A 24,496-nucleotide genomic window follows, 5' to 3' on the forward strand; every position below is an offset into this window, starting at 1 on the left:
TGGGAACGGCGCTGGCCGCGAACACGCTGATGATCGTGGTCGCCCAGTTCGCCGTGCTGCGGCTCGTGGAGCGGCGCCGGCGGTCCCGGGTCATCGCCGCGGTCGGCCTGATCTGGGCCGTCGCATGGCTGGCCGCCGGGTACGCGGGGCTGGGGCACGGCAGCCAGGAGATGGCCACGGCCGCCTTCGTGTCGACCTACGCGCTGTTCGGGCTGGGAGAGGCGATGCTGTCGCCGACGGTCGCGCCGCTGGTCGCCGATCTGGCGCCGGAAGGGCTGGCCGGTCAGTACAACTCGGCCTTCGCGCTGGTCAAGCAGCTGGCACTGGCGGTCGGTCCGGCGGTGGGCGGTCCCCTGGGCGCCTCCCTGCACGCGCCGTACATCGTGACCTTCCTGCTGTTCTCGCTGTCGATCACCGTGCTGGCCCTGCGGCTGGGGCGGCGCCTGACCGCGGTGCAGGACCGGCCGTGGACCGGGCGGGAGAGCCGGGTGGTCAGCCGGGGCCAGGCGACTGCGGAGCCGGTGACGGCCGAGGCGTAGGACCGCGCCCCGCAGGGGCGCGGGGAACTGCGCGACCGGCCACGGGGCACCGCGCCCGGCAGCGGGCCCGCGCCCCCGGCGCTCACTCCTTCGGCAGGACGAACTCGCACCAGACCGCCTTGCCGCCGCCCGGTGTGCGGCGGCAGCCCCAGCTGGAGGCGATCGTCGCCACGATGGCGATGCCCCGGCCGGACTCGTCGCCCGGTTCCGCGCGCCGTCGGCGCGGCAGGTGGTCGTCGCCGTCCGTGACCTCGATGATCAGACGGCGGTCGGTGCGGCGCAGGCGCAGCCGCATGGGCGGGATGCCGTGCTGGAGGGAGTTGGCGACCAGCTCGCTCGTGGCGAGGACGCCGAGGTCGTGCAGCTCGGCGGGGAAGCGCCAGCTGGTCAGCACGCCGGAGGCGAACGCCCGGGCGCGGGGTGCCGCCTCGACGCCGCCGAGGAGTTCCAGGGCCGCGTTGCGGAAGAGATCGCCGTCGGGGCCCGTACGCGCCGGGTGCTGGAGGACGAGGACGGCCACGTCGTCGTCGTGGTCGGCGGTGACGCCGGCCGAGCGGACCAGGCGGTCGCAGACGACCTGCGGGGTGCCGGTGGCGCCGGCGAGGGCGCCTTCGAGCGCGGCGATGCTCTCGTCTAGGTCGGCGTCCCGGCGTTCCACCAGGCCGTCGGTGTAGAGGACGGCCGTGGCGCCGGGGCCGAGGGCGATGCAGCCGGAGGAGTGCATCCAGCCGCCGGTGCCGAGCGGCGGGCCGGTGGGTTCGTCGGCGCGGGCGACCACGCCGTTCTCGTCGCGGACCAGGATCGGCAGATGGCCGGCCGACGCGTACACCAGGCTGCCCTCGTTCGGGTCGTGGATGGCGTAGACGCAGGTGGCGATCTGGTTGGGGTCGATCTCGGCGGCGAGGCCGTCGAGGAGCTGGAGCACCTCGTGCGGGGGCAGGTCGAGGCGGGCGTAGGCGCGGACGGCCGTGCGGAGCTGGCCCATGACGGCGGCGGCCCGCACCCCGCGGCCCATGACGTCGCCGATGACGAGGGCGGTCCGGCCGCCGCCGAGGGTGATCACGTCGTACCAGTCGCCGCCGACCGCGGCCTCGGTGCCGCCGGGCTGGTAGGTGGCGGCGATGCGCAGGTCGTCGGGCTGTTCCAGTTCCTGCGGGAGCAGGGAGCGCTGGAGGGTGACGGCCGTCTCGCGCTGGCGGCGCTCGCTGGCGCGCAGGCGTTCGGCGGCCTCGGCGTGGTCGGTGACGTCGGTGGCGAAGACGAGGACGCCCGCGTCGCGGTCGCCGTCCTCGGTGACGGGGGTGCAGGTGAAGGTGTACGAGCGGCCGTCGACGGCCTTGCGGGACTTCAGGGTGCGGGGTCTGCCGCTGCGCAGCACCTGGTCGAGCAGCGGGAGCAGGCCCAGTTCGGCGAGCTCGGGCAGGGCGTCGCGGGCGGGGACGCCGGCGGGGCGGGTGCCGAAGGCCGTGGTGTAGGCGTCGTTGACGTAGCCGATGCGGTGGTCGGGGCCGTGGACGAGGGCGACGAGGGCCGGGACGCGGTCCAGGACCTCACGCGCGGGCAGTACGTCGACGGCGGGCGCCGGGGACGCGTCGGCGGACCGTTCGGCGCGGGCCGCGGGCACGGAACCGTCGCCCCGCCGGTCCGGGGAGACCGCCGACTCGGTCCGCGCGGCGGCGCGGCGCTGCGTTCCGGGGAGCCGGGCGCTCCAGCGCGTGAAGTTCACTGTGGGAAAAGCCTCGTGGGTGCTGTGGGCGGGCGGGGGGCCAGTCCGGGGACGTGGGCAGTCTGGCAGGGGGGCGGACCACGACGACAACCGTCAGACGCCTCGGCGGTGCGCGGAGTTCCCGGGTCCGGTCAGGACTACCCCTTCGGGTCGTCGGAGGGGCTGTGGGGAGGTTTTCCCCCGGCCGCCAGTTCGAACTCCGCGCGAGGATGTTCGAGCGAGCCGAGCGAGACGATCTCCCGTTTGAACAGCCCGGCGAGGGTCCACTCGGCGAGCACCCGGGCCTTGCGGTTGACGGTGGGCACCCGGCTGAGGTGGTACGCGCGGTGCATGAACCAGGCCGGGTAGCCCCTCAGTTTCCGGCCGTAGACCTGGGCGACGCCCTTGTGCAGACCGAGGGAGGCGACGGAGCCTGCGTACCGGTGGGCGTACGTCTCCAGGGGCTCGCCGCGCAGGGCGTGCGCGATGTTGTCGCCGAGCACCCTGGCCTGGCGGAGCGCGTGCTGGGCGTTGGGCGCGGTCTCGGTGCCGGGTTCGGCGGCGGTCACGTCGGGGACGGCGGCGGCGTCGCCCGCGGCCCAGGCGTGCTCGGCGCCGTCGACGGTGAGCTGGGCGGTGCAGCGGAGCCGGCCGCGGTCGGTGCGCGGCAGGCCGGTGGCGGCGATCAGCGGGTGTGGTTTGACGCCGGCCGTCCACACGAGCGTGCGGGTCGGGAAGCGCTGGCCGTCGCTGAGGACGGCGACCCGGTCGGTACAGGACTCCAGGCGGGTGCCCAGCAGTACCTGGATGTTGCGGCGGCGCAGCTGGGTGACGGTGTAGCGGCCCATCTCGGGGCCGACCTCCGGCAGGATCCGGTCGGTGGCCTCCACGAGGATCCACTTCATGTCCTCGGGGCGGAGGTTGTGGTAGTAGCGCGCGGTGTAGCGGGCCATGTCCTCCAGTTCGCCGAGGGCCTCGACGCCCGCGTAGCCGCCGCCGACGAAGACGAAGGTGAGGGCGGCGTCGCGGAGCGCGGGGTCGCGGGTGGAGGAGGCGATGTCCATCTGCTCGATGACGTGGTTGCGCAGGCCGATGGCCTCTTCGACGGTCTTGAAGCCGATGCCGTACTCGGCGAGGCCGGGGACGGGCAGGGTGCGGGAGACCGAGCCGGGGGCCAGCACCAGTTCGTCGTAGCCGAGCAGCTCGGCGGAGCCGCCCCGGTCGGAGGTGGCGAGGGTGCTGACGGCGGCCGTGCGCACCGCGTGGTCGATGGAGGTCACCTCGCCGACGACGACGTGGCACCGGTGCAGGACGCGGCGCAGCGGTACGACGACGTGGCGCGGGGAGATCGAGCCCGCGGCGGCCTCGGGAAGGAACGGCTGGTACGTCATGTAGGGGTCGGGGGTGACGACCGTGATCTCGGCCTCGCCCCTGTTCAGCTCGGCCTTCAGCTTCCGCTGGAGGCGCAGGGCCGTGTACATCCCGACGTAGCCGCCGCCGACAACCAGAATGCGCGCACGTTCCTTCACCATCCCATGACGCACCCGGCGCTGGTGTTTGTCCACAGGCCCGGCAATTTGTGTGACCGGCGGCCGGGTGGGCGCGGGACCGGCCGGGGTGCCCGTACGGGAGGAAACGGGGCAGGTCAGCGGGGGCGGGCCAGTGGGCGGGAAGGGTGGGAATCGGGACGTACACGCCCCGTACTCCGATCGGGGGGCGCACTGTACGGAACCTCCCCCTTCTGAATTGACTGCCTCTCAACTATGTTCGTGTGTCGACGGAGTGTAGGGAATGTGGTCGAACGGGCCCGCGACGGGCGGATCCGGTCGGAACCGATGCCCGTTCCGCGCGCTTCGCAGCCAGTGGCGGGGAGAGTCTCCGGGGGGAGACGTCATTACCGGGGGAAATACATGCATGTTCAGGACACGCATTGGGCATCGGCCACCGCCATCGCGCCCGGTGGCAGAGCGATGAGTACGGCGGCGGGTGCGGGACGCGCGGACGGGGCGCGGACGACTCCGCTGCGGGTCGACGCGCAGCGCAATCTGGAGCACGTGCTGCGTGCGGCACGTGAGGTGTTCGGCGAGCTGGGGTACGGCGCGCCGATGGAGGACGTGGCGCGGCGCGCCCGGGTCGGGGTCGGCACGGTGTACCGGCGCTTTCCCAGCAAGGACGTGCTGGTCCGGCGGATCGCCGAGGAGGAGACCGCGCGGCTGACCGAGCAGGCGCGGGCCGCGCTCGGGCAGGAGGACGAGCCGTGGTCGGCGCTGTCGCGGTTCCTGCGGACCTCGGTGGCGTCGGGGGCGGGGCGGTTGCTGCCGCCGCAGGTGCTGCGGGTCGGCTCCGCCGGGTCGGACGGGGCGGGGGTGGCGGATGCGAGCAGTGCGTCCGGTACGTCCGGTGCGTCCGGTGCCTCGGGTGAGGAGGCGCGGGTGCCTCAGCAGCGGGTGCAGCCGGGGAACGGTGAGCTGCGGCTGGTGCCGGACGAGGCGTCGCTCGGGGCCGACGATGCCGGGGCCGGGGCGTTGCTCGACGTGGTCGGGCAGTTGGTGGAGCGGGCTCGGGCGGCCGGTGAGCTGCGGGCGGATGTGTCGGTGGGGGATGTGCTGCTGGTGATCGCCACGGCGGCGCCGTCCCTGCCGGATGCTGCGCAGCAGGCGGCGGCTTCGGCTCGGTTGCTGGACATCCTGCTGGAGGGGCTTCGGTCCCGGCCGTCGTCGGTGTAGGCGCGCCTCGGCTTCGCCTTCGGCGGATGTGTTTTCCCACCCGCACCACCCGTGCGGCTATCGCGGTCGGGTGCGGGTGGCCCCCGTGCGACGCGTCCGCCGTCGGCGACTGCGGGGGTTCGGGCGGCGGATGCGGGGGCCGGCGGTGCCGGGGGCAGGGGCAGTGCCGGGGTCGGGTAGTGGCGGCAAACCGCCGCGCCGTTGCCGGGTGGTCCTGGAGCATCGGCTCATCGGACGGCGCTGCCTGGTCGCTGTAGCGCGGCGGCCCCCGGCCGGTACTGCCCAGTCGCTGTAGCGCGGCTGCCCCCGGCTGGTACTGCCCAGTGGCCGTAGCGCGGTGGCGCTCCGGGTGGTACCCCGCAGTGGCCGTAGCGCGGCGGCCCGCCGGACGGTACCCCGCAGCGACCGCAGCCTGGGCGGCCCGCCAGTGCCCGGTCGCCGTAACTCGGCGGCCCGCCGGGCCGTACCGCAGGAGAGCCGTAGCGCGGCGGCACGCCGGACGGTACCCCGCAGCGACCGCAGCCTGGGCGGCCCGCCAGTGCCCGGTCGCCGTAACTCGGCGGCCCGCCGGGCCGTACCGCAGGAGAGCCGTAGCGCGGCGGCACGCCGGACGGTACTCCGCAGCGACCGCAGCCTGGGCGGCCCGCCAGTGCCCGGTCGCCGTAACTCGGCGGCCCGCCGGGCCGTACCGCCGGAGAGCCGTAGCGCGGCGGCACGCCGGACGGTACTCCGCAACGGCCATAAGCCGGCGGTCCGCCGAACCGTGCCGCCAAAAAGCCCTGGCGCGGCAGGCCGCCTCGCGATACCCACAGCGGCCGTAACCCGGCGGTCCGCCGGGGCGTGCTGCCAAAAAGTCCTGGCGCGGTAGGCCTTCGGGCGGTGCTCCGTAGGGGGCCGGTTCAGGCGGTTCTGCGGGTGGGGCTGCTTGGTTGCCGTGAGGCAGTAGTGCGTCAAGCGGTGTTCCGTGGTGGTGGGGAACTCCGAGGTGTTCGGGGAGTCGCGGGAAGTGCGCTCGGATGGGTGGATGGGTTGTGCGGGGGCACTTGGCGGGGTGGGGTGTGGCAGTCTGAGCCGGTGTCGGGTTGGGCTGGGTCGGTGTCGGGGGCTTTCCGCGATGAGCGCTGACGGGTGGGACGGGTCACGCGGGGACGCGGAGGCGCGCGGGCCGGCCTCGCCGTACGTACCCAGCCAGGGCGGACCCCGTGCGCGCGGGGACGTGCCCGCTCAGCGGGACGGGAGCGTGCTGCCGCCGCCCCGGGAGGCGCCGGCCGCCGACGGTGAGCTGATCGGCCGGATGCGGGCCGGTGACGACTCCGCCTACGAGGAGCTGTACCGGCGGCACGCCGACGCGGTACGCCGGTACGCGCGGACCTGCTGCCGGGACGGCCACACCGCCGACGACCTCACCGCCGAGGTGTTCGCCGGGATGCTCCAGGCGGTGCGCGGCGGCACCGGGCCCGAGCACGCCGTACGGGCCTATCTGCTGACCTCTGTTCGACGCGTCGCCGCGCACTGGGCCAAGTCCGCCCGGCGCGAGCAGCTCGTCGACGACTTCGCCGTCTTCGCCCAGCAGGCCGCCCGCGCCGCCGAGGTGTCCGACGCCGGCGAGCCCGAGCTGGGCGCCGACGTACGCGCCCTGCACGCGGCCGAGCAGTCCCTGGCCATGCGGGCCTTCCGCTCCCTGCCCGAGCGCTGGCAGGCCGTGCTGTGGCACACCGAGGTGGAGGACGAGTCCCCGAGCGAGGTGGCCGTCCTGTTCGGGCTGGACGCCAACGGCACCCGGGTGCTCGCCAGCCGCGCCCGGGAAGGGCTGAAGCAGGCCTACCTCCAGGCCCACGTCAGCACCGCCCTCACCGCCGACGGGGAGTGCGCCCGCTACGCCGACCAGCTCGGCACCTACGCCCGCCGCAAGCTGCGCATCCGGGCCGAGCGGGGACTGCGCAAGCACCTCGAGGAGTGCGCCCGGTGCCGGCTGGCCGCCGCGCAGATCGAGGAGCTCGCGGGCGGCATCCCGGCGGTCGTCCCGGTCGCGGTGATCGGCTGGTTCGGGGCCGCCGGATACGCCAAGGCGCTCGGCATCGTGGCCGGCGGCGCCGGGGCCGGGGCCGCGGGGGCCGCCGCCGCGGCCACCGGCTCGTCCGGGGCGGGCGGCGCGGGCGGGGCCGCGGCCGCCGAGGGGCTCGGCGCGCCGGTGAAGGCCGGCATCGTGGCGGGCGTGGTCGCGGTGGCCGTGGCGGCGGTAGCACTGGCCCTGGTGAACGACGACCGGCCGGTGAAGGAGGCCGCCGCCAGGCCGTCGCCGTCCGCACCGGCCGTACGCTCCGAGCCGCCGACGCCCGCGCCCGCTCCCCCGAAGCCCCGGCCGAAGCCCTCGTCCCCGAAGCCGGTGGCCGTCGCCCCCGCGCCGCCGGCCACCCCCACACCGGCCCCGAGGCCCACTCCGACCCCGACCCCGGCCCCGAAACCCAAGCCCACGCCGGCACCCGTTCCCCCGCCGAAGCCGAAGCCGACGCCGAAACCCAGGCCGACACCGACCCCGACCCCCACCCCGCCGCCCGCGCCGACCGTCTACGAGCTGAGCGCCCTGCGCTTCGACGTCTCCGGTGACGGCACCGAGCCCGAGATCCGGCTGGGCGGGAGCAGCTGGGTGTGGCAGCGGTACGGCCTGTCGATCGGCGGCAGGACGTACGCGCGCGGGGTCACCGTCCACGGCGAGTCCTCCGTCACCATCGACCTCAACCGGCAGTGCACCGCGTACGACGCGTGGGCCGGCGTGGACGACATGACCCTCGGGCTCGGCAAGGTCTCGTTCTCCGTCTACGCCGACGGGGTCCCGCTGTGGCGGTCCGGCGTGGTCAAGGGCCGTGGCCCGGCCGTCCCCGTCCATGTGGACCTCACCGGGCGCAGGACCGTACGGCTGGTGGTGGAGCCGCACGACCACGGCCTGGGACGGGTGGCGTCGGCGGACTGGGCGGAGTCCCGGTTCGCCTGCCGGTAGCCCCGCGCACCCGCCGGACGTACGGCACACCGCCGGTCGTACGGCTCACCCTCCGGTCGTACGGCTCGTCTCTGTCGCCGCGTTCAGTTCCCGCAGTACGTCCGCCGCGTCGAGCACGGCGCCCCGGGCGCACTCGGCGGCGTAACGCTCGGGGCCGAGGGCCGCGCGGGCGCCGGCGTGCACGCGGGCGGCCTCGCCGCGCTCCGGCTCGGGCCGCGGGACGCCGTCGCGCCAGCCGTCCGCTGCGCTGAACAGCCGTACGGCGGCCGGCAGATCGCCGTACCGGGCCAGCAGACAGGCCGCCGCGTCCGCCAGGCCGGCGGTGACCGCCTCGGCGCACCGGTGGTCCACGGCCTCGCGCAGGGCCTTCGCCAGCACCCGCAGGCCCTGGGCCGGGCCCGACTCGTCGGCGACGAGGGCCCCCTCGACCACCCGCTGGGCCGCCACGAACTGCGGGGGCGCGGTGCTGCCGTCGCCGACCAGCGCGCAGGACGCCCGGTGCAGTTCGCGGGCGCGGCCGAGGTCCCCGTCCGTGAGGGCGATGTGGGCGCGCAGCAGCAGGACGAAGGCCCGGGACTCCGGCACCGCGTACCGCTCGGCGGCCGACTCCGCCTCGTCCAGGGCGGCCAGCGCGCCGTCCCGGTCGCCGGAGCGGTAGTGGATCTCGGCGAGCCGGGCGATCAGGAACGGCGCCTCGGCGTCCGCGCCGACCTCGTAGGCGAGGCGCAGTGCCTCCTGGTACTCGGCGCGCGCCTCGTCGAACCGGCCGCGTGCCATGGCCGCCTCGCCGGCCGCGCCGCACACCTGGGCCAGCATCCAGCGGTCGCCGACGCGCCGGCCGAGGTGCCGCAGCTCGGCCAGGTCCTCGTCGACGCCCTGGAGGTTGCCCGAGGTGTCGACGGTCACGTGGGCGCGGTACATCAGGGCGACGGCCAGCTCCCAGTCGCCCCCGTACCGGCGGGCGTTGGCGACGGACGCCGAGAGGTTCGGCCGGACGTCGGCCGGGCCGCCCAGGTAGTACGTGGTCAGCGGCCAGAGGATGCCGGGGAACCGGGCGGCCTGGGGGCCGCCGCGCTCGTAGGCGCGCCGCACGCCCGCGACGTACTCCGGGGCCCGCTCGTCGCCCGCGAGGTGGTCGGCGTTCGACTCGGCGGTCAGGAACAGGTCGAACATGCGCAGGTCGGTCCGCAACTCGTTCAGCGGGTGCCGGGCCTGGCCGTCGGGGTCGGCGAGGAAGGCGCCCACCGGGTCGGCGGACGCCACCCGGGCCATCAGCTCACCGGGCGGCGCGTGGGCGGGCAGGGTGTCCAGGGCGGCGCCCAGGCGGAGCACCAGCCGTACCCAGGACACCGCCTCCTGGCGGTGGCTGCGCAGCCACCAGAACCAGCCGATGGCCAGCACCAGGGCGCCGGCCTCGGCCTCGTCACCCGCGCGGACCGCGCGGTCCAGGGCCGCGCGGATGTTGTCCAGCTCGCTCTCCAGACGGGAGAACCAGGGCAGCTGGGCCCTGGACCGCAGCTGCGGCCCGGCCTCCTCCACCAGCGAGCGCACCCAGGCGCGGTGGCGCCGCTCGGCCGCCGCGCGCACCGCGGGGAGCTCGGCCGCGCGCTCGGTGGCGTACTCGTGGATGGTCTCCAGCATGCGGTAGCGCATGCCGGTGCCGGTGCCGTCCGGGTCGCCGGGGGCGGCGACCACCAGGGACTTGTCGACCAGGGCGCCGAGCAGGTCCGCGGCGGGGCCGGTGCACACGGCCTCGGCCGCCGCGAGGTCCCAGCCGCCGGCGAACACCGACACCTCGCGCAGTACCGTCCGCTCCCGCTCGTCCAGCAGGTCCCAGGACCAGTCGACGACCGCGCGCAGCGTCTGCTGGCGGGGCAGGGCCGTGCGGCTGCCGGAGGTGAGCAGGCGGAAGCGGTCGTCCAGGCGGTCGGCGATCTGCCGCGGGGTCAGCAGCCGGAGCCGGGCGGCGGCCAGCTCGATGGCGAGCGGCAGCCCGTCCAGGCGGCGGCAGATCTCCGCGACGGCCCCGGTGTCGCCGAGCACCGCGTCGGCGTCGGGGCGGACGGCCCGCGCGCGCTCGGCGAACAGGCGGTGCGCCTGCTCCGGGACGAGGGGCTCGACCGGGCGCACCGACTCTCCGGGCACGCCCAGGGGCTCCCGGCTGGTGGCGAGGATCGTGAGCCCCGGGCACCGGGTGAGGAGGGTCTCGGCGAGGGCGGCCGCCGCGCCGATGACGTGTTCGCAGTTGTCGAGGACCAGGAGCAGGCCGCGCGGGGCGCAGTACTCGACCAGCAGGGCCGTGGGGTCCTGCGGAAGGCCCAGCTCGTTGGTCAGCAGCACGGTCTCGCGCAGACCGAGCGCGCTGACCACCGCGCCGGGGACCGCCTCCGGCCGGTCGAGCGGGGCCAGCTCGACCAGCCAGGCCGAGGGGTGGGCCGCGGCGGCCTCCTCGGCGAGGCGGGTCTTCCCGGAGCCGCCCGGTCCGGTGAGCGTCACCAGGCGGGCCCGGTGCAGGTCGGAGCGGATGGCCTCCAGTTCCGGTCCCCGTCCGACGAAGGAGGTCAGCCGGCGGCGGAGGTTCCCGGTGCGCCGGGGCGGGTGGGCGGGGGCGACGGACGCCGCGGCGGGGTGCTCCGGGGCGGCTGAGCCCTCCTGCCGCAGCAGCTCCGCGTGCAGGTTCCGCAGTTCCCGGCCGGGGTCGGTGCCGAGTGTGTCGGCGAGGGTGCGGCGGGCGGACTCGTAGGCGGCGAGGGCGTCGGCGGTGCGGCCCGTGTCGCGCAGGGCGCGGATGAGCAGGACGCGCAGCGGCTCGTCGTAGGGGTGGGCGGCGGTCAGTTCCCGCAGCTCCGGTACGACCTCCTGGGCGCGGCCCAGGTCGAGGGCGGCGGCGGCGCGGGCTCGGGCCGCCTCCAGGCGCAGGGCCTCGGGGCGGGTGGCGGCGGTGCGGTCGGGCAGGTCGGCGAGGGCGGGGCCGTACCAGAGGGACAGGGCCTCGGTGAGGGTGCGGTGGGCGCCGGCCGGGTCGCCGGCGGCGAGGGCGGCGGTGCCGGCGTGCGTGAGCCGCTCGAAGACGTACAGGTCGACGTCCTCCGGGCCGGCTTCGAGGCGGTAGCCGCCCGCCGTGGAGGTGACGGTGTCCCGGCCGAGGGTGCGGCGGAGCCGGCCGACGAGGGCCTGGAGGGCGGCGGGGGCGTCCTGGGGCGGGTCGTCCGCCCAGATCTCGTCGACGAGGGTCTCGGGGGTGGCGGTACGGCCGGGCCGCAGGGCCAGGGCGGCGAGCAGCGTCCGCAGCCGGCGGCCGCCGACGGGTACGGCAGTGCCCTGGTCGTCCGCCGCTTGGGTCACGCCCAGGATTCTGTACCGCATCCGGCCATTGTGGCGGGGGGCTCGGGGGTGGGGCACGGGGGTTCGGGCGCCGGGGTGTCACGCGGGCCCGGAACGGGTGCGGTGGCCGGGCGGGGCGCTTGCCCGCGCCGGCGGGGTGCCGGGGAACCGCGCGGCCGGCCGCGGTCGACGAGGCCCGGTGGACCCCCGCCGCTCACACCCCCGGCGCCAGCGCCCCCCGCCTCGGCCGGATCCCCGAAGGGACCGCGCGGGAGCGGGACGGTGTGCCCGTCCAGCACGTGCCGCGGCGGGCGAGCAGGCGCCGTAGCCACAGTTCGAGCGAGACCAGGTCGGCGAGGCCGTCCAGCGGCAGGGGTTCGCCCGCCGCCCCGCCCCGCAGGGCCGCGCGGACGACGCGGGCCTCCACCAGCCCGGCGTCGGCGAGCAGCGGTGTGGCGAACAGGTCCAGCAGGGGCTCGGCGGCGGCCCGCAGCCCCGCCCGCGCCGCCGCCACCGTGGGTGCGTGGGAGGGGGCGCCCCAGCCGGCCGGGAGACCGGTGACGCCGGCGCCCTCCAGGACCGTGCGCAGGACGGCGGCGCGGGCGCCGGGCCGGACGCGCAGGGCCTCGGGGAGGTCGCGGCAGGCGCGGACCACCTGGTTGTCGAGGAACGGCGCGTGCAATCGCTGGGAGCGGATCTCCGCGGCCTGCTCCAGGACGCGGAGGTCGGCGGCGTGCCGGGCGAGGGCCGCCCGCGCGCGGTAGTCGCCGGGCCGCTGGACGCCGGTGCCGGAGCGGTCGGCCTCCGCCTGGAGCAGAACCGATACTTCGGCCAGTGCCTCGCCCGTCAGCCACCGCGCGGCGGGACCGGGCCCGGCCCAGCTCAGCGCGGCGAGGGAGGCGTCGGCCGCCCCCTGGGGCTCGTCGAAGCGGCGCCGCATCAGCCGCTCGGCGAGTTCCTCCAGGCCCGCCCGGTAGGGGGTGCGGGCCAGGCGCCGGGCCGCGCCGTACACGCGGGCGGGGACGAACACCGAGCCGTCGGCGCGGGCCAGCGCGGCGACCGGCCGGACCAGGTGGCGCCGCCGGCGGTCCACCAGGAGGTCGGCGAGCCGGGCGGGGTGGGCGTCCAGGACCTGGCGGGCGCCGTGGCCGGTGAAGTGGTCGGCGCTGCCGGCGGCGAGCCGCGCCCGGTGCCGGGCCGCCTGGACCAGGCAGGGGCCGGGTTCGTCGGTCAGGGGGCCGTCCAGGTCGGCGTACGGCAGGGTCTCCTGGCCGCCGGTGACCACGACGTGGTGCAGGCGGGGGCCCGCGGCCAGGGCCGCCGCGCGTTCGAGTTCGGCCTCGCGGCCGGGTACGGCCAGGTCGTTGAAGGTGACGGCGAGGAGGCGTTCGCCGGCGCCGGTGCGGTGGCCGAGGAGCGTGCCGGGCCGGCCGGGCAGCCCGGCGGCCAGCAGGGCGAGGGTGCCGGAGGCGGGCCCGCCGGACAGGTCGGCGCCGACGCCGGGGACCGGCATCCCGCGCGCGGCGCGCCGCTCGGCCGGCCCCATGCCGGGCACCGGCCCGGGGTCCAGGTCGGGTACGTGCCGGGGGGCGGCGAGCCGGGTGCGGACCGCCTCCACCAGGGCGTCCCGTACGGCGTCCACGGCGCGGTCGGGGTCGGCGGGGGGCGCGGCCACGGCGAGGGAGGCGACCGGTTCGTATCCGGCGATCTCGCGCGCTCCGGCGCGCAGCACCAGGGCGTGCCCCGGCGGAACGCGCCGTACGCCGTCGTAGGGGGTGGTGTCGCGCAGCGCGGCCGGCACGTCCGGGGCGGCGAGCAGGGCGGCGAGGTGGGTGAAGTCGAGGTTGGCCTCGATCAGGTCGGCGAGGGGCAGGGCGGCGGTGGCGTAGGCCGTGCCGCCCTCCCAGGGGGTGTGGAAGACCGGCCGGGCGCCCGCGAGGTCGCCGCACACGGTGATGCGGCGGCCGGCCTGGACGACGGCGGTGTAGCTGCCGGACCAGGTGGTCAGATGGCGCACCGCACCCCCGCGCGCGGTGAACAGGCCGCGCCGCAGTTCCTCGTCGGTGGCGCCGCAGATGCCGAGGACGGCGATCCGGTGCTCGGGGTCGGCGTGCACCACCCGCACCTCGTCGGGGCGCCAGTCGCCGACCGCCCACAGGGGGTCCGGGTCGCCCCACAGGAGCTGGGAGCCGACCGGTTGCAGGGTTTCGCCGTCGTATCCGACGGCCCCCGCGGAGCCGGTCCCGGCGGCGCCCGCGGCGGTGCTGCTCCACCCCACCAACCACCGCATCGACGCCTCCACAGGCTGTGGACCACCAGTGCACCGTACGAACCGGCCACCATGCTGCCATGAAGAACAGGCCGGGGAGACGCGGCGGGGCCGCCTTCGACCGCGGGATGTACGCGGCGCGGCAAGGGGAGTTGACGGGCGGCGGGTGGGTGGAGCGGAGGCGGCGCTCCACGGGGGCGATGCGAATGCGCCCCTAATGCGCTCCCCCAAATCCCCTTTCGCGCCCTCAAGTTGCATGGTCACGAAGGAAATCCACCGCACGATCGGGGGATTATTTTCAGCCAAATCCTCGAAGGGGCGCCGGAATCGAGCACTCTCCGTACAGGCCTGCGGAGCGCCAGGGGGCTTACTCGTACGCACGGTCCGGGAGGCGGACGACGCCTCCCGGACCGGTCCGCCACCCGCGGGGATGAAGGCGGCGGTGTCCCCCAGCCCACTGGATCCAGTACAGCGGGCCGACCCACGCACGGCCCATGGAACCGCTCCCCGGATGGCCGGAGAAGAGCGCACGGGCGGGCGCACGGCCACACGGCCGGGGGCACGTCGCGACAGCCCGTGCACGGTGCGTACAGGGCCGCGCCCGCCCACCGACCACAATCCCGCCATCCGGAACATTGCCCCTTAACGCTTGGGATGCGGCGAACTACGCTGGGTTTACGAATGCCGCACGGTTATGCCAGCGCGGCAGCCGTCTGTGTCGAGGGGTGGCGCATGTCCAGGGAGCAACGCGGGCCGAACGAAAAGCTCGGCGCCGTTCTCGCCCTCGCGGGAATCAGCAACGCCGGCCTCGCCCGGCGCGTCAACGACCTTGGCGCCCAGCGCGGTCTGACGCTTCGCTACGACAAGACGTCCGTGGCGCGCTGGGTGTCGAAGGGCATGGTGCCGCAGGGTGCGGCACCGCATCTGATCGCCGCCGCCATCGGCCAGAAGCTCGGCCGCCCGGTCCCGCTGCACGAGATCGGCCTGGCGGACGCGGATCCCGCGCCGGAGGTGGGCCTCGCCTTCCCCCGGGACGTGGCACAGGCGGTGAAGTCGGCGACCGAGCTGTACCGCCTCGACCTGGCCGGCCGCCGGGCCGGCTCCGGCGGCATCTGGCAGTCCCTCGCCGGATCGTTCGCGGTGAGCGCATACGCAACGCCCGCCTCGCGCTGGCTGATAACCCCCGCCGACAGCTCGGTCGCGCGGGAGGCGAGCGCCGCCGAGGGCTCCGGCCCGCCGCTCAAAGTCGGCCACAGCGATGTGCGCAAGCTCAGGGAGGCCGCCGAGGACGCCCGGCGCTGGGACTCCAAGTACGGCGGCGGGGACTGGCGTTCGTCGATGGTGCCGGAGTGCCTTCGGGTGGAGGCGGCACCGCTGCTGCTCGGCTCCTACTCCGACGAGGTGGGCCGCGCCCTGTTCGGCGCCTCCGCCGAACTCACCCGGCTCGCGGGCTGGATGGCCTTCGACACCGGGCAGCAGGAGGCCGCGCAGCGGTACTACATCCAGGCGCTGCGCCTCGCGCGCGCGGCGGCCGACGTCCCCCTCGGGGGGTACGTGCTGGCCTCCATGTCGCTGCAGGCCACCTACCGGGGCTTCGGCGACGAGGGCGTGGACCTCGCGCAGGCCGCGCTGGAGCGCAACCGGGGGCTGGCCACCGCCCGCACCATGAGCTTCTTCCGGCTGGTCGAGGCGCGGGCCCACGCGCGCGCGGGCGACGCGCAGGCGGCCGGCGCGGCGCTGAAGGCGGCGGAGGGCTGGCTGGAGCGGTCCCGCCCCGGCGACAACGACCCCTCCTGGCTGGGTTTCTACGGATACGACCGGTTCGCGGCGGACGCCGCCGAGTGCTACCGCGACCTCAAGGCGCCGCGTCAGGTGCGCAGGTTCACCGAGCAGGCGCTGTCGAAGCCGACGGAGGAGTTCGTGCGGTCGCACGGGCTGCGGCTGGTCGTCTCCGCCGTCGCCGAGCTGGAGTCGGGCAACCTCGACGCGGCGTGCGAGCAGGGGGTGCGGGCCGTGGAGGTGGCGGGGCGGATCTCGTCCGCGCGGACCACCGAGTACGTGAAGGACCTCCTGCACCGGCTGGAGCCGTACGGGGACGAGCCCCGGGTGGTGGAGCTGCGCGAGCGGGCCCGGCCGCTGCTGATGGCTCCGGCGTAGGGCCGCGCCGCTTCCGCGTCCGCCGAAGGGCACCCTGGGCCGGGCGTTTGAAGCCGCTGTCAGTGGCGCAGTGCACTATCGGGAGTGGAGGTGGTGCTCGGTGCTGGGCGGGGCGTACGACTGTGATGTGCTCGTGGTCGGCGGGGGGATCGTCGGGCTTGCGACGGCGTACGCGATCACGCGGGCGGCGCCGGGCACCCGGGTGACGGTGCTGGAGAAGGAGGACGGGCCCGCCCGGCACCAGACGGGACGCAACAGCGGGGTCATCCACAGCGGGATCTACTACCGCCCCGGCTCCCTCAAGGCGCGGTACGCGGTGCGGGGCGCCGCCGAGATGGTGAAGTTCTGCGCCGAGTACGGCATCGCCCACGCCGTCACCGGCAAGCTGATCGTCGCCACCGAGCGCGCCGAGCTGCCCCGGCTGCACGCGCTCGTGCAGCGCGGCCGGGAGAACGGCATCCCGGTGCGCGAGCTGGGACCGGCGCAGATCGCCGAGTACGAACCGGAGGTGCGCGGCCTGGCCGCGATACACGTCGGCACCACCGGCGTGTGCGACTACGCGGCCGTGGCGCGGGAGCTGGCCCGGGCCTCCGGGGCGGAGATCCGCTACGGCGCGAAGGTGGTACGGGTGGACCGGCGGCCGGAGCGGGGCGTGGCCGTGCTCACCGCGGCCGGAGCCGTCGTCCGCGCCCGGGTGCTGGTCAACTGCGCCGGGCTGCGCTGCGACGAGGTGGCGCGGCTGACCGGGGACGAGCCGGGGATGCGGATCGTGCCGTTCCGCGGGGAGTACTACGAGCTGGCCCGGCCCGAGCTGGTGCGGGGTCTGGTGTATCCGGTGCCGGACCCGGCGTTCCCGTTCCTCGGGGTGCACCTGACCCGCGGGATCGACGGCGGCGTGCACATCGGCCCCAACGCGGTCCCGGCACTGGCCCGCGAGGGGTACGGCTGGGGGGTCGTACGGCCCCGGGAGCTGGCCGGGACCCTGGCCTGGCCCGGCTCGTGGGCGATCGCCAGGCGGCACTGGCGGTACGGCGCGGGCGAGCTGCGCCGCTCGGTGTCCAAGGGGGCGTTCCTGGAGGCGGTGCGCAGACTGCTGCCCGGCGTGGACGCCGGGGACCTGGTGCCGGCCCCGGCCGGGGTGCGGGCGCAGGCGGTGCTGCGGGACGGGACACTGGTGGACGACTTCCTGATCCGGGAAGGAGCCCGGGCGGTGCACGTGCTGAACGCGCCCTCGCCGGCGGCCACCGCGTCGCTGCCCATCGGCCGCGAGATCGGACGCCGGGCACTGGCCATGCTCCGGACACCGGACTGACCCGCCCGCAGCCGCGGGCCGCAGGACCGGATCCACAGGAACCGGACCCGTAAAATCGGTCTTACTGTGTCTGACTCCCTGAACTCCCCCGCCGCCCCGCCCGCCCCCGGTGACCCCGTCCGGCCCGCCCGGGCCAAGGGCGAACCGCGCTTCCCGGACGGGCCCAGGGCGGACCCCGCGGGTTCGCACTTCGAGCGGCGGATCCGGAGCTTCCAGCCGCGGCGCAGCCGGGTGACGGCCGGGCAGGCGGACGCCCTGCGGCGGCTGTGGCCGAAGTGGGGACTGGACATCGACGGGCAGCGGGTGATCGACCTGGCCGAGCTGTTCGGGAACGACCGTCCCGTGGTCCTGGAGATCGGGTTCGGGATGGGCGAGGCCACCGCGCGGATGGCCGCCGGCGACCCGGACACCAACATCCTCGCCGTCGACGTGCACACCCCGGGCCAGGGCAACCTGCTGGGCCTCGCCGACCGGGGCGGCCTCACCAACGTCCGGGTGGGCAACGGCGACGCGATCATCCTGCTGCGGGAGATGCTCCGCCCGGACTCGCTGGACGGGCTGCGCGTCTACTTCCCCGACCCCTGGCCCAAGAAGCGGCACCACAAGCGGCGGCTCATCCAGCCCGAGTTCCTGACGCTCGCCGCGACCCGGCTGAAGCCCGGCGCGCTGCTGCACTGCGCCACGGACTGGGAGCCGTACGCCGAGCAGATGCTGGACGTGCTCACCGCGCACCCCGACTTCGAGAACACCCAGCCGGACGGCGGTTTCGCGCCGCGTCCGGAGTTCCGGCCGCTGACCCGTTTCGAGGGACAGGGACTGGACAAGGGACACGTCGTGAACGATCTGCTGTTCCGACGCGTACCGCACCGCCAGGACGGATAGCCGACCGGAAGGCCCGGGCCGCTCGACGTCCGGGCCGGTAATCCGCTCAGCCCCTCGTCCCGTCACCGTTAGGGTCGATGCCGTGGCCACCAGTCCTCCGTTCCCGACCCGTCCTCCGAGCCCCGGCGACGGTGTGCTCCGCCACCCGCACTGGTGGCAGCGCAGGTGGGTGCGGTACGGGGCGCCGAGCACACTGCTGGCGCTGTCCGGGCTGGTCATCCTCGCGCTGGTGAGGCGGCAGACCGGCACGGACGGGTTCCTCGTCGGACTCGGGCTGGCCGTACTGCCGGTGCCCTGGCTGATCGCCGCGTTCCGGTGGCTGGACCGGGTGGAGCCGGGGCCCTGGCGGAACCTGGTGTTCTCCTTCGCCTGGGGGGCCTGCGCGGCGGCGCTGATAGCCATCGTGGCCAACAGCTTCGCCACCGAGTGGATCGCGACCTCCACCGCCGACCCGGCCAGCGCCGACACCCTCGGCGCCACGGTGATAGCGCCGGTCGTGGAGGAGTCCGCGAAGGCCGCCGCCGTGCTGCTGGTCTTCCTCTTCCGCAGACGCGACTTCACCGGGATCGTGGACGGCGTGGTGATAGCGGGGACCACCGCCACCGGGTTCGCGTTCACCGAGAACATCCTCTACCTCGGTACGGCCTTCGGGACCGACCAGCTCACCGGCGACCGGGGCATCGCCTCCGTCACCGCCGCCACCTTCTTCGTGCGCATCGTCATGTCCCCGTTCGCGCACCCCCTGTTCACCGTCCTGACCGGCATCGGCTTCGGCATCGCCGCGCTGTCCGCCGAGCGCCGGCCGGTGCGGCGGATCCTGCTGCCGGTGTGCGGGCTGCTGCTCGCGATGGGCATGCACGCCTTCTGGAACGGCTCGGCCACCTTCGGGCAGTACGGGTTCTTCGCCGTCTACGGCGGCTTCATGGTGCCCGTGTTCGGGCTGGTGACCTGGCTCGCCATCTGGACCCGGCAGCGGGAGCTGCGCGCCGTGCGGGCGGAGCTGCCCGCGTATGTGCTGGCCGGGTGGCTGGGGCCGGGCGAGCCGTTCGCGCTCGGGTCGATGCGGGCGCGCCGGATGGCCCGGGACTACGCCCGGCACCACCACGGCCGCCCGGCGGCCCGGGAGGTGGCCCGCTACGAGGGGTACGCCACCTCGCTCGCCTTCCTGCGCCGGCGCGGGCGCGCGGGCCGGGCCGGGGCGGACTTCACCGTACGGGAGCGGGAGCTGCTGGCGGAGCTGTGGCGGCGCCGGCACGTGGCCCGGCCGGCGCTGGAGTACGCGAGCCGGGCCGCCGCCCCGGCCCCGGTGTACGGGCCGGCGGCGCCGTACGGATACCCGGCGGTGGCGTACTCCCCTTACAACCCGTACCGGACCTGATCTTCTAGGCGGATGCCTCCGTCAGCTTCGCGACCTCCGTGTCCGTCAGCTTCAGCTCCGCCACGCCGAGCAGCGCCGGAAGCTGCTCCGGGGTGCGGGCGGAGGCGATCGGGGCGGTGACCGTCGGCTGGGCGGCCAGCCAGGCCAGGGCGACCGTGGCGACCGGGGCCTCATGGGCGGCGGCGACCTCGTCCAGGGCCGCCAGGACCTTCTGGCCGCGCTCGGAGGCCACGTAGTCCTGCACCCGGTCGGCGCGGGCGCTGTCCACCGTCGCGCCGGGCCGGTACTTGCCGGTCAGGAAGCCCGAGGCGAGCGCGAAGTACGGGACGGCGGACAGGCCCTCGGCGGCGACGAGTTCCTGGAGCGGGCCCTCGTAGGTGTCCCGGGAGACCAGGTTGTAGTGCGGCTGGACGGCGACGTAGCGGGCCAGGCCCTCGCGGTCGGAGAACTCCAGGGAGGCGCGCAGGCGCTCGGCGCCGATGTTGGAGGCGGCGATGTGCCGGACCTTGCCGGCCTTCACCAGCTCGTCCAGCGCGCCGATGATCTCCTCGACCGGCACCTCGGGCTGGTCGAAGTGGGTGTAGTAGAGGTCGATGTAGTCGGTGCCCAGGCGGCGCAGCGAGGCGTCGGCGGCGGCCTTGATGTTCGCGGCGGACAGGCCCTGGAACTCGGGGTGCTGGCTGACCTTGGTCGCGACGACCACGTCCGAGCGGTTGCCGCGGGCCTTGAGCCACGCGCCGAGGATGGTCTCGGACTCGCCGCCCTTGTTGCCCTCGGCCCAGGCCGAGTACACGTCGGCGGTGTCGATGAAGTTGCCGCCGGCCGCGGTGTAGGCGTCGAGGACGGCGAAGGAGGTCTGCTCGTCGGCCGTCCAGCCGAAGACGTTGCCGCCCAGGGCGAGCGGGAAGACCTCGAGGTCGGAGGAGCCGAGTTTACGAAGTGACGTCATACGTCGTGTCAACGCCGGCGGGGGTCGATCGCATCCCGCCGCCGGCGCCGATTTCCGGACCTTCCGGGAAGGAACCGTCAGGGGGTGAGGCCCTTGTCGCGCAGCCACGCCATCGGGTCGATGCCGGTGGGCGCGCCGCCGGGGTGGATCTCCAGGTGCAGGTGCGGGCCGGTGACGTTGCCGGTGGCGCCGACGCGGCCGATGACCTCGCCGGTGGCGACCTTCTGGCCGGCCGTGACGTTGATCGAGGACTGGTGGCAGAACCACACCTCGGTGCCGTCGTCCAGGGTCAGGATGGTGCGGTAGCCGTAGGCGCCGGCCCAGCCCGCCTCGGTGATCGTGCCGCTGTGCACGGCCTTGATCAGGGTGCCGGTGGGGGCGGCGAAGTCCAGACCGGTGTGGTGGCCGGAGGACCACATCGAGCCGGCCTGCCCGAACGTCGAGGTGATGGTGTACGAGGAGGTGGGCAGCGCGTACTGCCTGGCCAGCTCGGCCAGTCGCTTCTCCTCGGCCGCCCGCTTCGCCTCGGCCTCGGCCTTCTCGGCCGCGGCCTCCGCCTTCTCCTTGGCGGCGGCGGCCTTGGCGGCGGCCTGCTGCTCGGCCTGGGCGGCGGCCTCGGCGGTCTGCTTCTCGGCGGCGGCGAGCGCGGCCGCGGCGGCCTTGCTGTCGGCCTGGCCCTGCTGCTGCTCGGCCTGCGCCATGATCCGGTTGCGCAGCACCTCGCCCGCGTCGGCGCTGTCCCGGCTCGCGTCGGAGGCCACGGCGACGATGCTGAGCGTGGCGGTGGCGGCCTCGGCGGGCCGGTCGTCGCCGGAGCCGTCCTGGAACAGGGAGCCGACCGAGGGCAGGTCCGGCATGGAGATGGAGACCGGCGGCTTGCCGGTGTTGGCGCTGGCCATGCCGCCCGCGCCGACCGCGGCCATGACGCCGACGCCGAGGACGGTGGAGCTGCGCGCGAAGCCGCCGCGCTGCTTGGCGACCCGGTGCCGGCCGCGGACCGGGGCGACGGAGTCCTCGGTGGGATTCCACTCCTCCCACGGGCCCTCGTCGGCGCGGTAGGCGCCGTAGCCGAAGGTCTCGGGCTCGGTGTCGCGCTGTGCCGGTATGGACGGGGCTTCGGGGCCAGGCCGGTTGGACGCCACGCGGGCGTTCTCCTTTCCTTCCTCCGCCTACCGGGTTAGCTGACGGGTTCGGAGCAGGAAGGTCTCCTACGCGCGTATATCCGGTCGTGGACTCGCGTGAGTACACGGCGGTATCCGCGTGATTCACCCCAAAGTGGTGGTTCCCCGGTTCCCTCGCGGGATTCGGCGCGTGCGCACGGAGCCGCCTCTTGTGACGGCTGGGACGACCGCGCTGCGTTATCGAACGTTAATAGACCTGACAGTCACTTTCCAAGCCGGTCCCCTTGATCATTAACGTTTTCACCGGTGGAGTTATCAGCAACTATCCCGTCAGAACGGGCAATTTGACCGGCGCTCAGAAGCGGTCAGCAGTCACTCGTGATTTTGATGGTGACTCAGTTGTTATGCGAGCGCGCTCACCCGATCACCTTGCGTGACACCCGCGACCGTCCGTCGAGCGGCCCACCGAGGGGCCCGCGGAAACCGGTGTGCGAAGCATCCCGCACATGGCGTACACTGGAGTCACAACGACGCGGGGTGGAGCAGCTCGGTAGCTCGCTGGGCTCATAACCCAGAGGTCGCAGGTTCAAATCCTGTCCCCGCTACTGAAGGCCCAGGGCCCGGAATCCCAAGGATTCCGGGCCCTGAGTGTATCTCCACCCGGGGCGGTCTCAGCCCGGCAGATGGGCGTTCGGCGCCTTCGCCAGCTCCTCCAGCTCCGGCAGGACGACGACCCGCGCCCCCGCCGCCGTCAGCACGCCCGTCCCGTCGGCCGCCTCGACGAACGTGTCCGGCTCCCGCCAGGCGGTGACCACCCGGCGCACCCCGGCCCGCAGGATCAGCTCGGCACAGGGCGCCGGCCGGGAGGCGCGGCGGGCGCACGGCTCCAGGCTGGAGTAGACCGTGGCGCCGGGCAGCCGCGGGTCGGCCGGGTCGGTCTTCGCTAGCGCCGCCTCCTCCGCGTGCACCACCGGGTCATCGCCCTCGCGCGAGTATCCCCGGGCCAGTTCCGTGCCGTCGGCGGCGACCACGACCGCGCCCACGCTGAACGCCGTCCGGGAAGGCGGGCACAGGGCCGCCAGTTCGCAGGCGGTGCGCAGCCAGTGGCGGTCGGCGGCGGTGGCGTCCGTGCCGGAGCCGGGAGCCGTGGGCGCGTACCGCATGAGCACCACGTCCTCGATCCGTCGGGTCTCCAGCAGGCGCAGGCGTCCGCCCTGGTAGGCGCCCGGTCCGAACAGCCGCGGGGCCGCCGGATCGCCGACGAACAGCGGGGCGAGGACCAGCTGGAGTTCGTCGGCCAGGCCCTGCTGGAGCAGCTGGGTGTGGACCGTGCCGCCACCCTCGACCATCAGCCGCCGCACCCCGCGCACGTCGTGCAGGTGCTCCAGCAGGGCCCGCCAGTCCAGGGCGGGGCCGAGCGGGACCACATCGGCGGTGCTCCCGAGGAGGCGGGCGGCCCGTACGGCGCCCCGGTCGGTGGTGTAGACGAGCTTGTCGCCGCCGGTGTGCCAGAAGTTCGCCGCCGGGTCGAGGTCGCCGGAGCCGGTGACGGTGACCTTCAGCGGGTACGCGGGGCGGCCCGCCGCGCGCCGGGCCGCGCGCCGCTCGGCCGAGTTGACCAGCAGGCGGGGGTTGTCGGCGCGGATCGTGCCGGCGCCGACCAGGATGGCGTCGACCGAGGCCCGTACCCCGTCGACCCGGTCGAAGTCGGCCGGGCCGGACAGCAGGAGCCGCTCGGGGCCGGTGTCGTCCAGGTAGCCGTCGAGGGAGACGGCGGCGGACAGCAGCACGTACGGCAGGGGCATCGGCGCTCTTTCCTCTGGAGGCGGGCGGGGCGGACTGCGGGCGGCTTGGTTCAAGTTTTAAACAAACCTACACTGGCGGCATGACGACCCGCTGGCTCACACCCGAGGAGCAGCGCGCCTGGCGCGCCTACATCGCCGCCTCCCGCCTCCTGGAGGACGCGATCGACCGGCAGCTCCAGCAGGTGGGCGGCATGCCGCACCTGTTCTACTCGGTGCTGGCCGGCCTCTCCGACGCCCCCGGCCGGCGGTTGCGGATGACCGACCTCGCCGAGGCGCTGAAGATCACCCGCAGCCGGCTGACGTACGTGGTGAACCGGCTGGAGCGGGACGGCCTGGTGCGCCGGGAGAACTGTGCCGCCGACAGGCGCGCGTCGCTCGCGGTGCTGACGGACGAGGGGATGGCCGTACTGGAGCGCACGGCGCCCGGGCACGTCGAGACCGTCCGTTCGCTGCTGTTCGACCGGCTCACCGAGGAGCAGGTGGGGCAGCTGGAGGAGATCTGCACGGGGATCGCGCGGGGGTTGCAGGGCGAGAGGGCCGGGGCGGGGGCGGACGACGTTCCCTGGCGGCGCCGGTCGTCCTGCTCCTGACCTCGGCGAGGTCGATTGCTTTAACTTTTAAGCATGGGATAGGGTCCCTGCGAACCACTGCTTCAAATCTGAAGCACATGCTCCGGAGGGATCCGCATGCCCGACATCCCCACCGCCACCCCGCGCGCCCGCGTCCGGGTGCCGCTGCGGTTCGCCGACGGCTACGCCGCCGACGCGGAACTCGTCACCTTCCACGGCCTCGCCGACGGCCGGGAGCACCTCGCCGTCGTCCTGGGCGACCCGGGCCCCGTCCCGCTGGTGCGGCTGCACTCCGAGTGCCTGACCGGGGACGTCTTCGGCTCGGCCCGCTGCGACTGCGGACCGCAGCTGCGCGAGGCGGTCGAGCGCATCGCCGACCGCGGCGGGATCCTGCTGTACCTCCGCCAGGAGGGCCGGGGCATCGGCCTCTACAACAAGCTCGACGCGTACGCCCTCCAGGACGAGGGGCTCGACACCTACGCGGCGAACGCCGCCCTCGGCCTGCCGGAGGACGCCCGCGACTACACGGCCGCCGCCCAGATGCTCACCGCCCTCGGCATCACGGAGCTGGACCTGCTGTCCAACAACCCCGACAAGGCCGACCAGTTGCGCGCGCGGGGCATCGCCGTCCGGGACCGCGTGCCCACCGGCGTCTTCACCACCGCCCACAACATCCACTACCTGCGCGCCAAGGCCCTGCAGACCCGGCACACCCTGCCGCTGACCGAACTCACGGAGCTGACGGCGGGCTGACGGGCGGTC

At 75.0% G+C, this 24,496-nt stretch carries 16 protein-coding genes, 1 tRNA gene and 1 riboswitch (1 of these 18 only partly in view); of the genes, 10 read left to right on the forward strand and 7 right to left on the reverse strand.

The window, feature by feature from the left end; all coding sequences use genetic code 11:
• Positions 1-539, forward strand: the 3' end of a protein-coding gene (locus tag HB370_RS19290; protein ID WP_244406036.1) for an MFS transporter. Its footprint begins 751 nt before the window's first position; the window shows 539 of its 1,290 coding nt (coding positions 752-1,290); the start codon falls outside the window, past its left edge; the stop codon is at positions 537-539.
• Positions 540-621: 82 nt separating this feature from the next.
• Here the strand turns inward: HB370_RS19290 and HB370_RS19295 are convergent, their stop codons facing one another.
• On the reverse strand, positions 622-2,265 hold the full coding sequence (locus HB370_RS19295) for a SpoIIE family protein phosphatase (RefSeq protein ID WP_030792629.1): 1,644 nt from the start codon (positions 2,263-2,265) through the stop codon (positions 622-624).
• A 137-nt stretch (positions 2,266-2,402) separates the two neighbouring features.
• Positions 2,403-3,776: an NAD(P)/FAD-dependent oxidoreductase gene (locus tag HB370_RS19300; RefSeq protein ID WP_030792627.1), complete on the reverse strand. Its 1,374-nt coding sequence runs from the start codon at positions 3,774-3,776 to the stop codon at positions 2,403-2,405.
• Between the two features lie 378 nt (positions 3,777-4,154).
• Between HB370_RS19300 and HB370_RS19305 the strand changes: the two genes are divergently transcribed.
• Together HB370_RS19305 and HB370_RS19310 are read left to right on the forward strand one after the other, a co-directional pair.
• Positions 4,155-4,970, forward strand: a complete 816-nt coding sequence (locus HB370_RS19305) for a helix-turn-helix domain-containing protein (protein ID WP_030792625.1) — start codon at positions 4,155-4,157, stop codon at positions 4,968-4,970.
• Between the two features lie 1,114 nt (positions 4,971-6,084).
• Positions 6,085-7,968: a sigma-70 family RNA polymerase sigma factor gene (locus HB370_RS19310; RefSeq protein ID WP_030792621.1), complete on the forward strand. Its 1,884-nt coding sequence runs from the start codon at positions 6,085-6,087 to the stop codon at positions 7,966-7,968.
• A gap of 45 nt (positions 7,969-8,013) precedes the next feature.
• Here the strand turns inward: HB370_RS19310 and HB370_RS19315 are convergent, their stop codons facing one another.
• Positions 8,014-11,334, reverse strand: a complete 3,321-nt coding sequence (locus tag HB370_RS19315) for a BTAD domain-containing putative transcriptional regulator (RefSeq protein ID WP_208974418.1) — start codon at positions 11,332-11,334, stop codon at positions 8,014-8,016.
• A 172-nt stretch (positions 11,335-11,506) separates the two neighbouring features.
• Positions 11,507-13,582 (reverse strand): asparagine synthase-related protein, encoded by a 2,076-nt coding sequence (locus HB370_RS19320; protein ID WP_030792616.1) that lies wholly within the window; start codon positions 13,580-13,582, stop codon positions 11,507-11,509.
• Between the two features lie 711 nt (positions 13,583-14,293).
• Here HB370_RS19320 and HB370_RS19325 point away from each other — a divergent pair.
• The 4 genes from HB370_RS19325 (at position 14,294) to HB370_RS19340 (ending at position 19,290) form a co-directional block, all read left to right on the forward strand.
• A complete protein-coding gene (locus tag HB370_RS19325) occupies positions 14,294-15,718 on the forward strand; it encodes a hypothetical protein (RefSeq protein WP_030792613.1) in 1,425 nt (474 codons plus the stop codon).
• A 100-nt stretch (positions 15,719-15,818) separates the two neighbouring features.
• On the forward strand, positions 15,819-17,030 hold the full coding sequence (lhgO, locus tag HB370_RS19330) for an L-2-hydroxyglutarate oxidase (RefSeq protein WP_030792610.1): 1,212 nt from the start codon (positions 15,819-15,821) through the stop codon (positions 17,028-17,030).
• Between the two features lie 66 nt (positions 17,031-17,096).
• Positions 17,097-17,912: a tRNA (guanosine(46)-N7)-methyltransferase TrmB gene (trmB, locus tag HB370_RS19335; RefSeq protein WP_030792607.1), complete on the forward strand. Its 816-nt coding sequence runs from the start codon at positions 17,097-17,099 to the stop codon at positions 17,910-17,912.
• Between the two features lie 82 nt (positions 17,913-17,994).
• Complete coding sequence (locus tag HB370_RS19340) at positions 17,995-19,290, forward strand: PrsW family intramembrane metalloprotease (RefSeq protein WP_030792601.1); 1,296 nt, start codon at positions 17,995-17,997, stop codon at positions 19,288-19,290.
• Between the two features lie 4 nt (positions 19,291-19,294).
• Here the strand turns inward: HB370_RS19340 and HB370_RS19345 are convergent, their stop codons facing one another.
• Complete coding sequence (locus HB370_RS19345) at positions 19,295-20,239, reverse strand: aldo/keto reductase (RefSeq protein ID WP_030792598.1); 945 nt, start codon at positions 20,237-20,239, stop codon at positions 19,295-19,297.
• Between the two features lie 77 nt (positions 20,240-20,316).
• Positions 20,317-21,381 (reverse strand): M23 family metallopeptidase, encoded by a 1,065-nt coding sequence (locus HB370_RS19350; protein WP_030792595.1) that lies wholly within the window; start codon positions 21,379-21,381, stop codon positions 20,317-20,319.
• Positions 21,382-21,388: 7 nt separating this feature from the next.
• Positions 21,389-21,559, reverse strand: a riboswitch (cyclic di-AMP (ydaO/yuaA leader).
• 332 nt (positions 21,560-21,891) lie between these two features.
• On the opposite strand from HB370_RS19350, the gene HB370_RS19355 reads away from it, so the two are divergent.
• Positions 21,892-21,965, forward strand: a tRNA-Met gene (locus HB370_RS19355).
• A gap of 66 nt (positions 21,966-22,031) precedes the next feature.
• On the opposite strand, the gene HB370_RS19360 is transcribed toward HB370_RS19355, so the two are convergent.
• Entirely contained in the window at positions 22,032-23,165 is a 1,134-nt protein-coding gene (locus HB370_RS19360; RefSeq protein ID WP_030792592.1) for a dihydrofolate reductase family protein, read from the reverse strand.
• 80 nt (positions 23,166-23,245) lie between these two features.
• On the opposite strand from HB370_RS19360, the gene HB370_RS19365 reads away from it, so the two are divergent.
• On the forward strand, positions 23,246-23,755 hold the full coding sequence (locus HB370_RS19365; RefSeq protein ID WP_030792590.1) for a MarR family transcriptional regulator: 510 nt from the start codon (positions 23,246-23,248) through the stop codon (positions 23,753-23,755).
• Between the two features lie 96 nt (positions 23,756-23,851).
• Positions 23,852-24,487, forward strand: coding sequence for a GTP cyclohydrolase II (gene ribA, locus HB370_RS19370; RefSeq protein WP_030792586.1), 636 nt, complete (start codon positions 23,852-23,854; stop codon positions 24,485-24,487).
• The last annotated feature ends 9 nt before the right edge of the window (positions 24,488-24,496 follow it).

This window comes from Streptomyces sp. DSM 40868, from assembly GCF_011820545.1.
GTDB lineage: Bacteria > Actinomycetota > Actinomycetes > Streptomycetales > Streptomycetaceae > Streptomyces > Streptomyces eurythermus.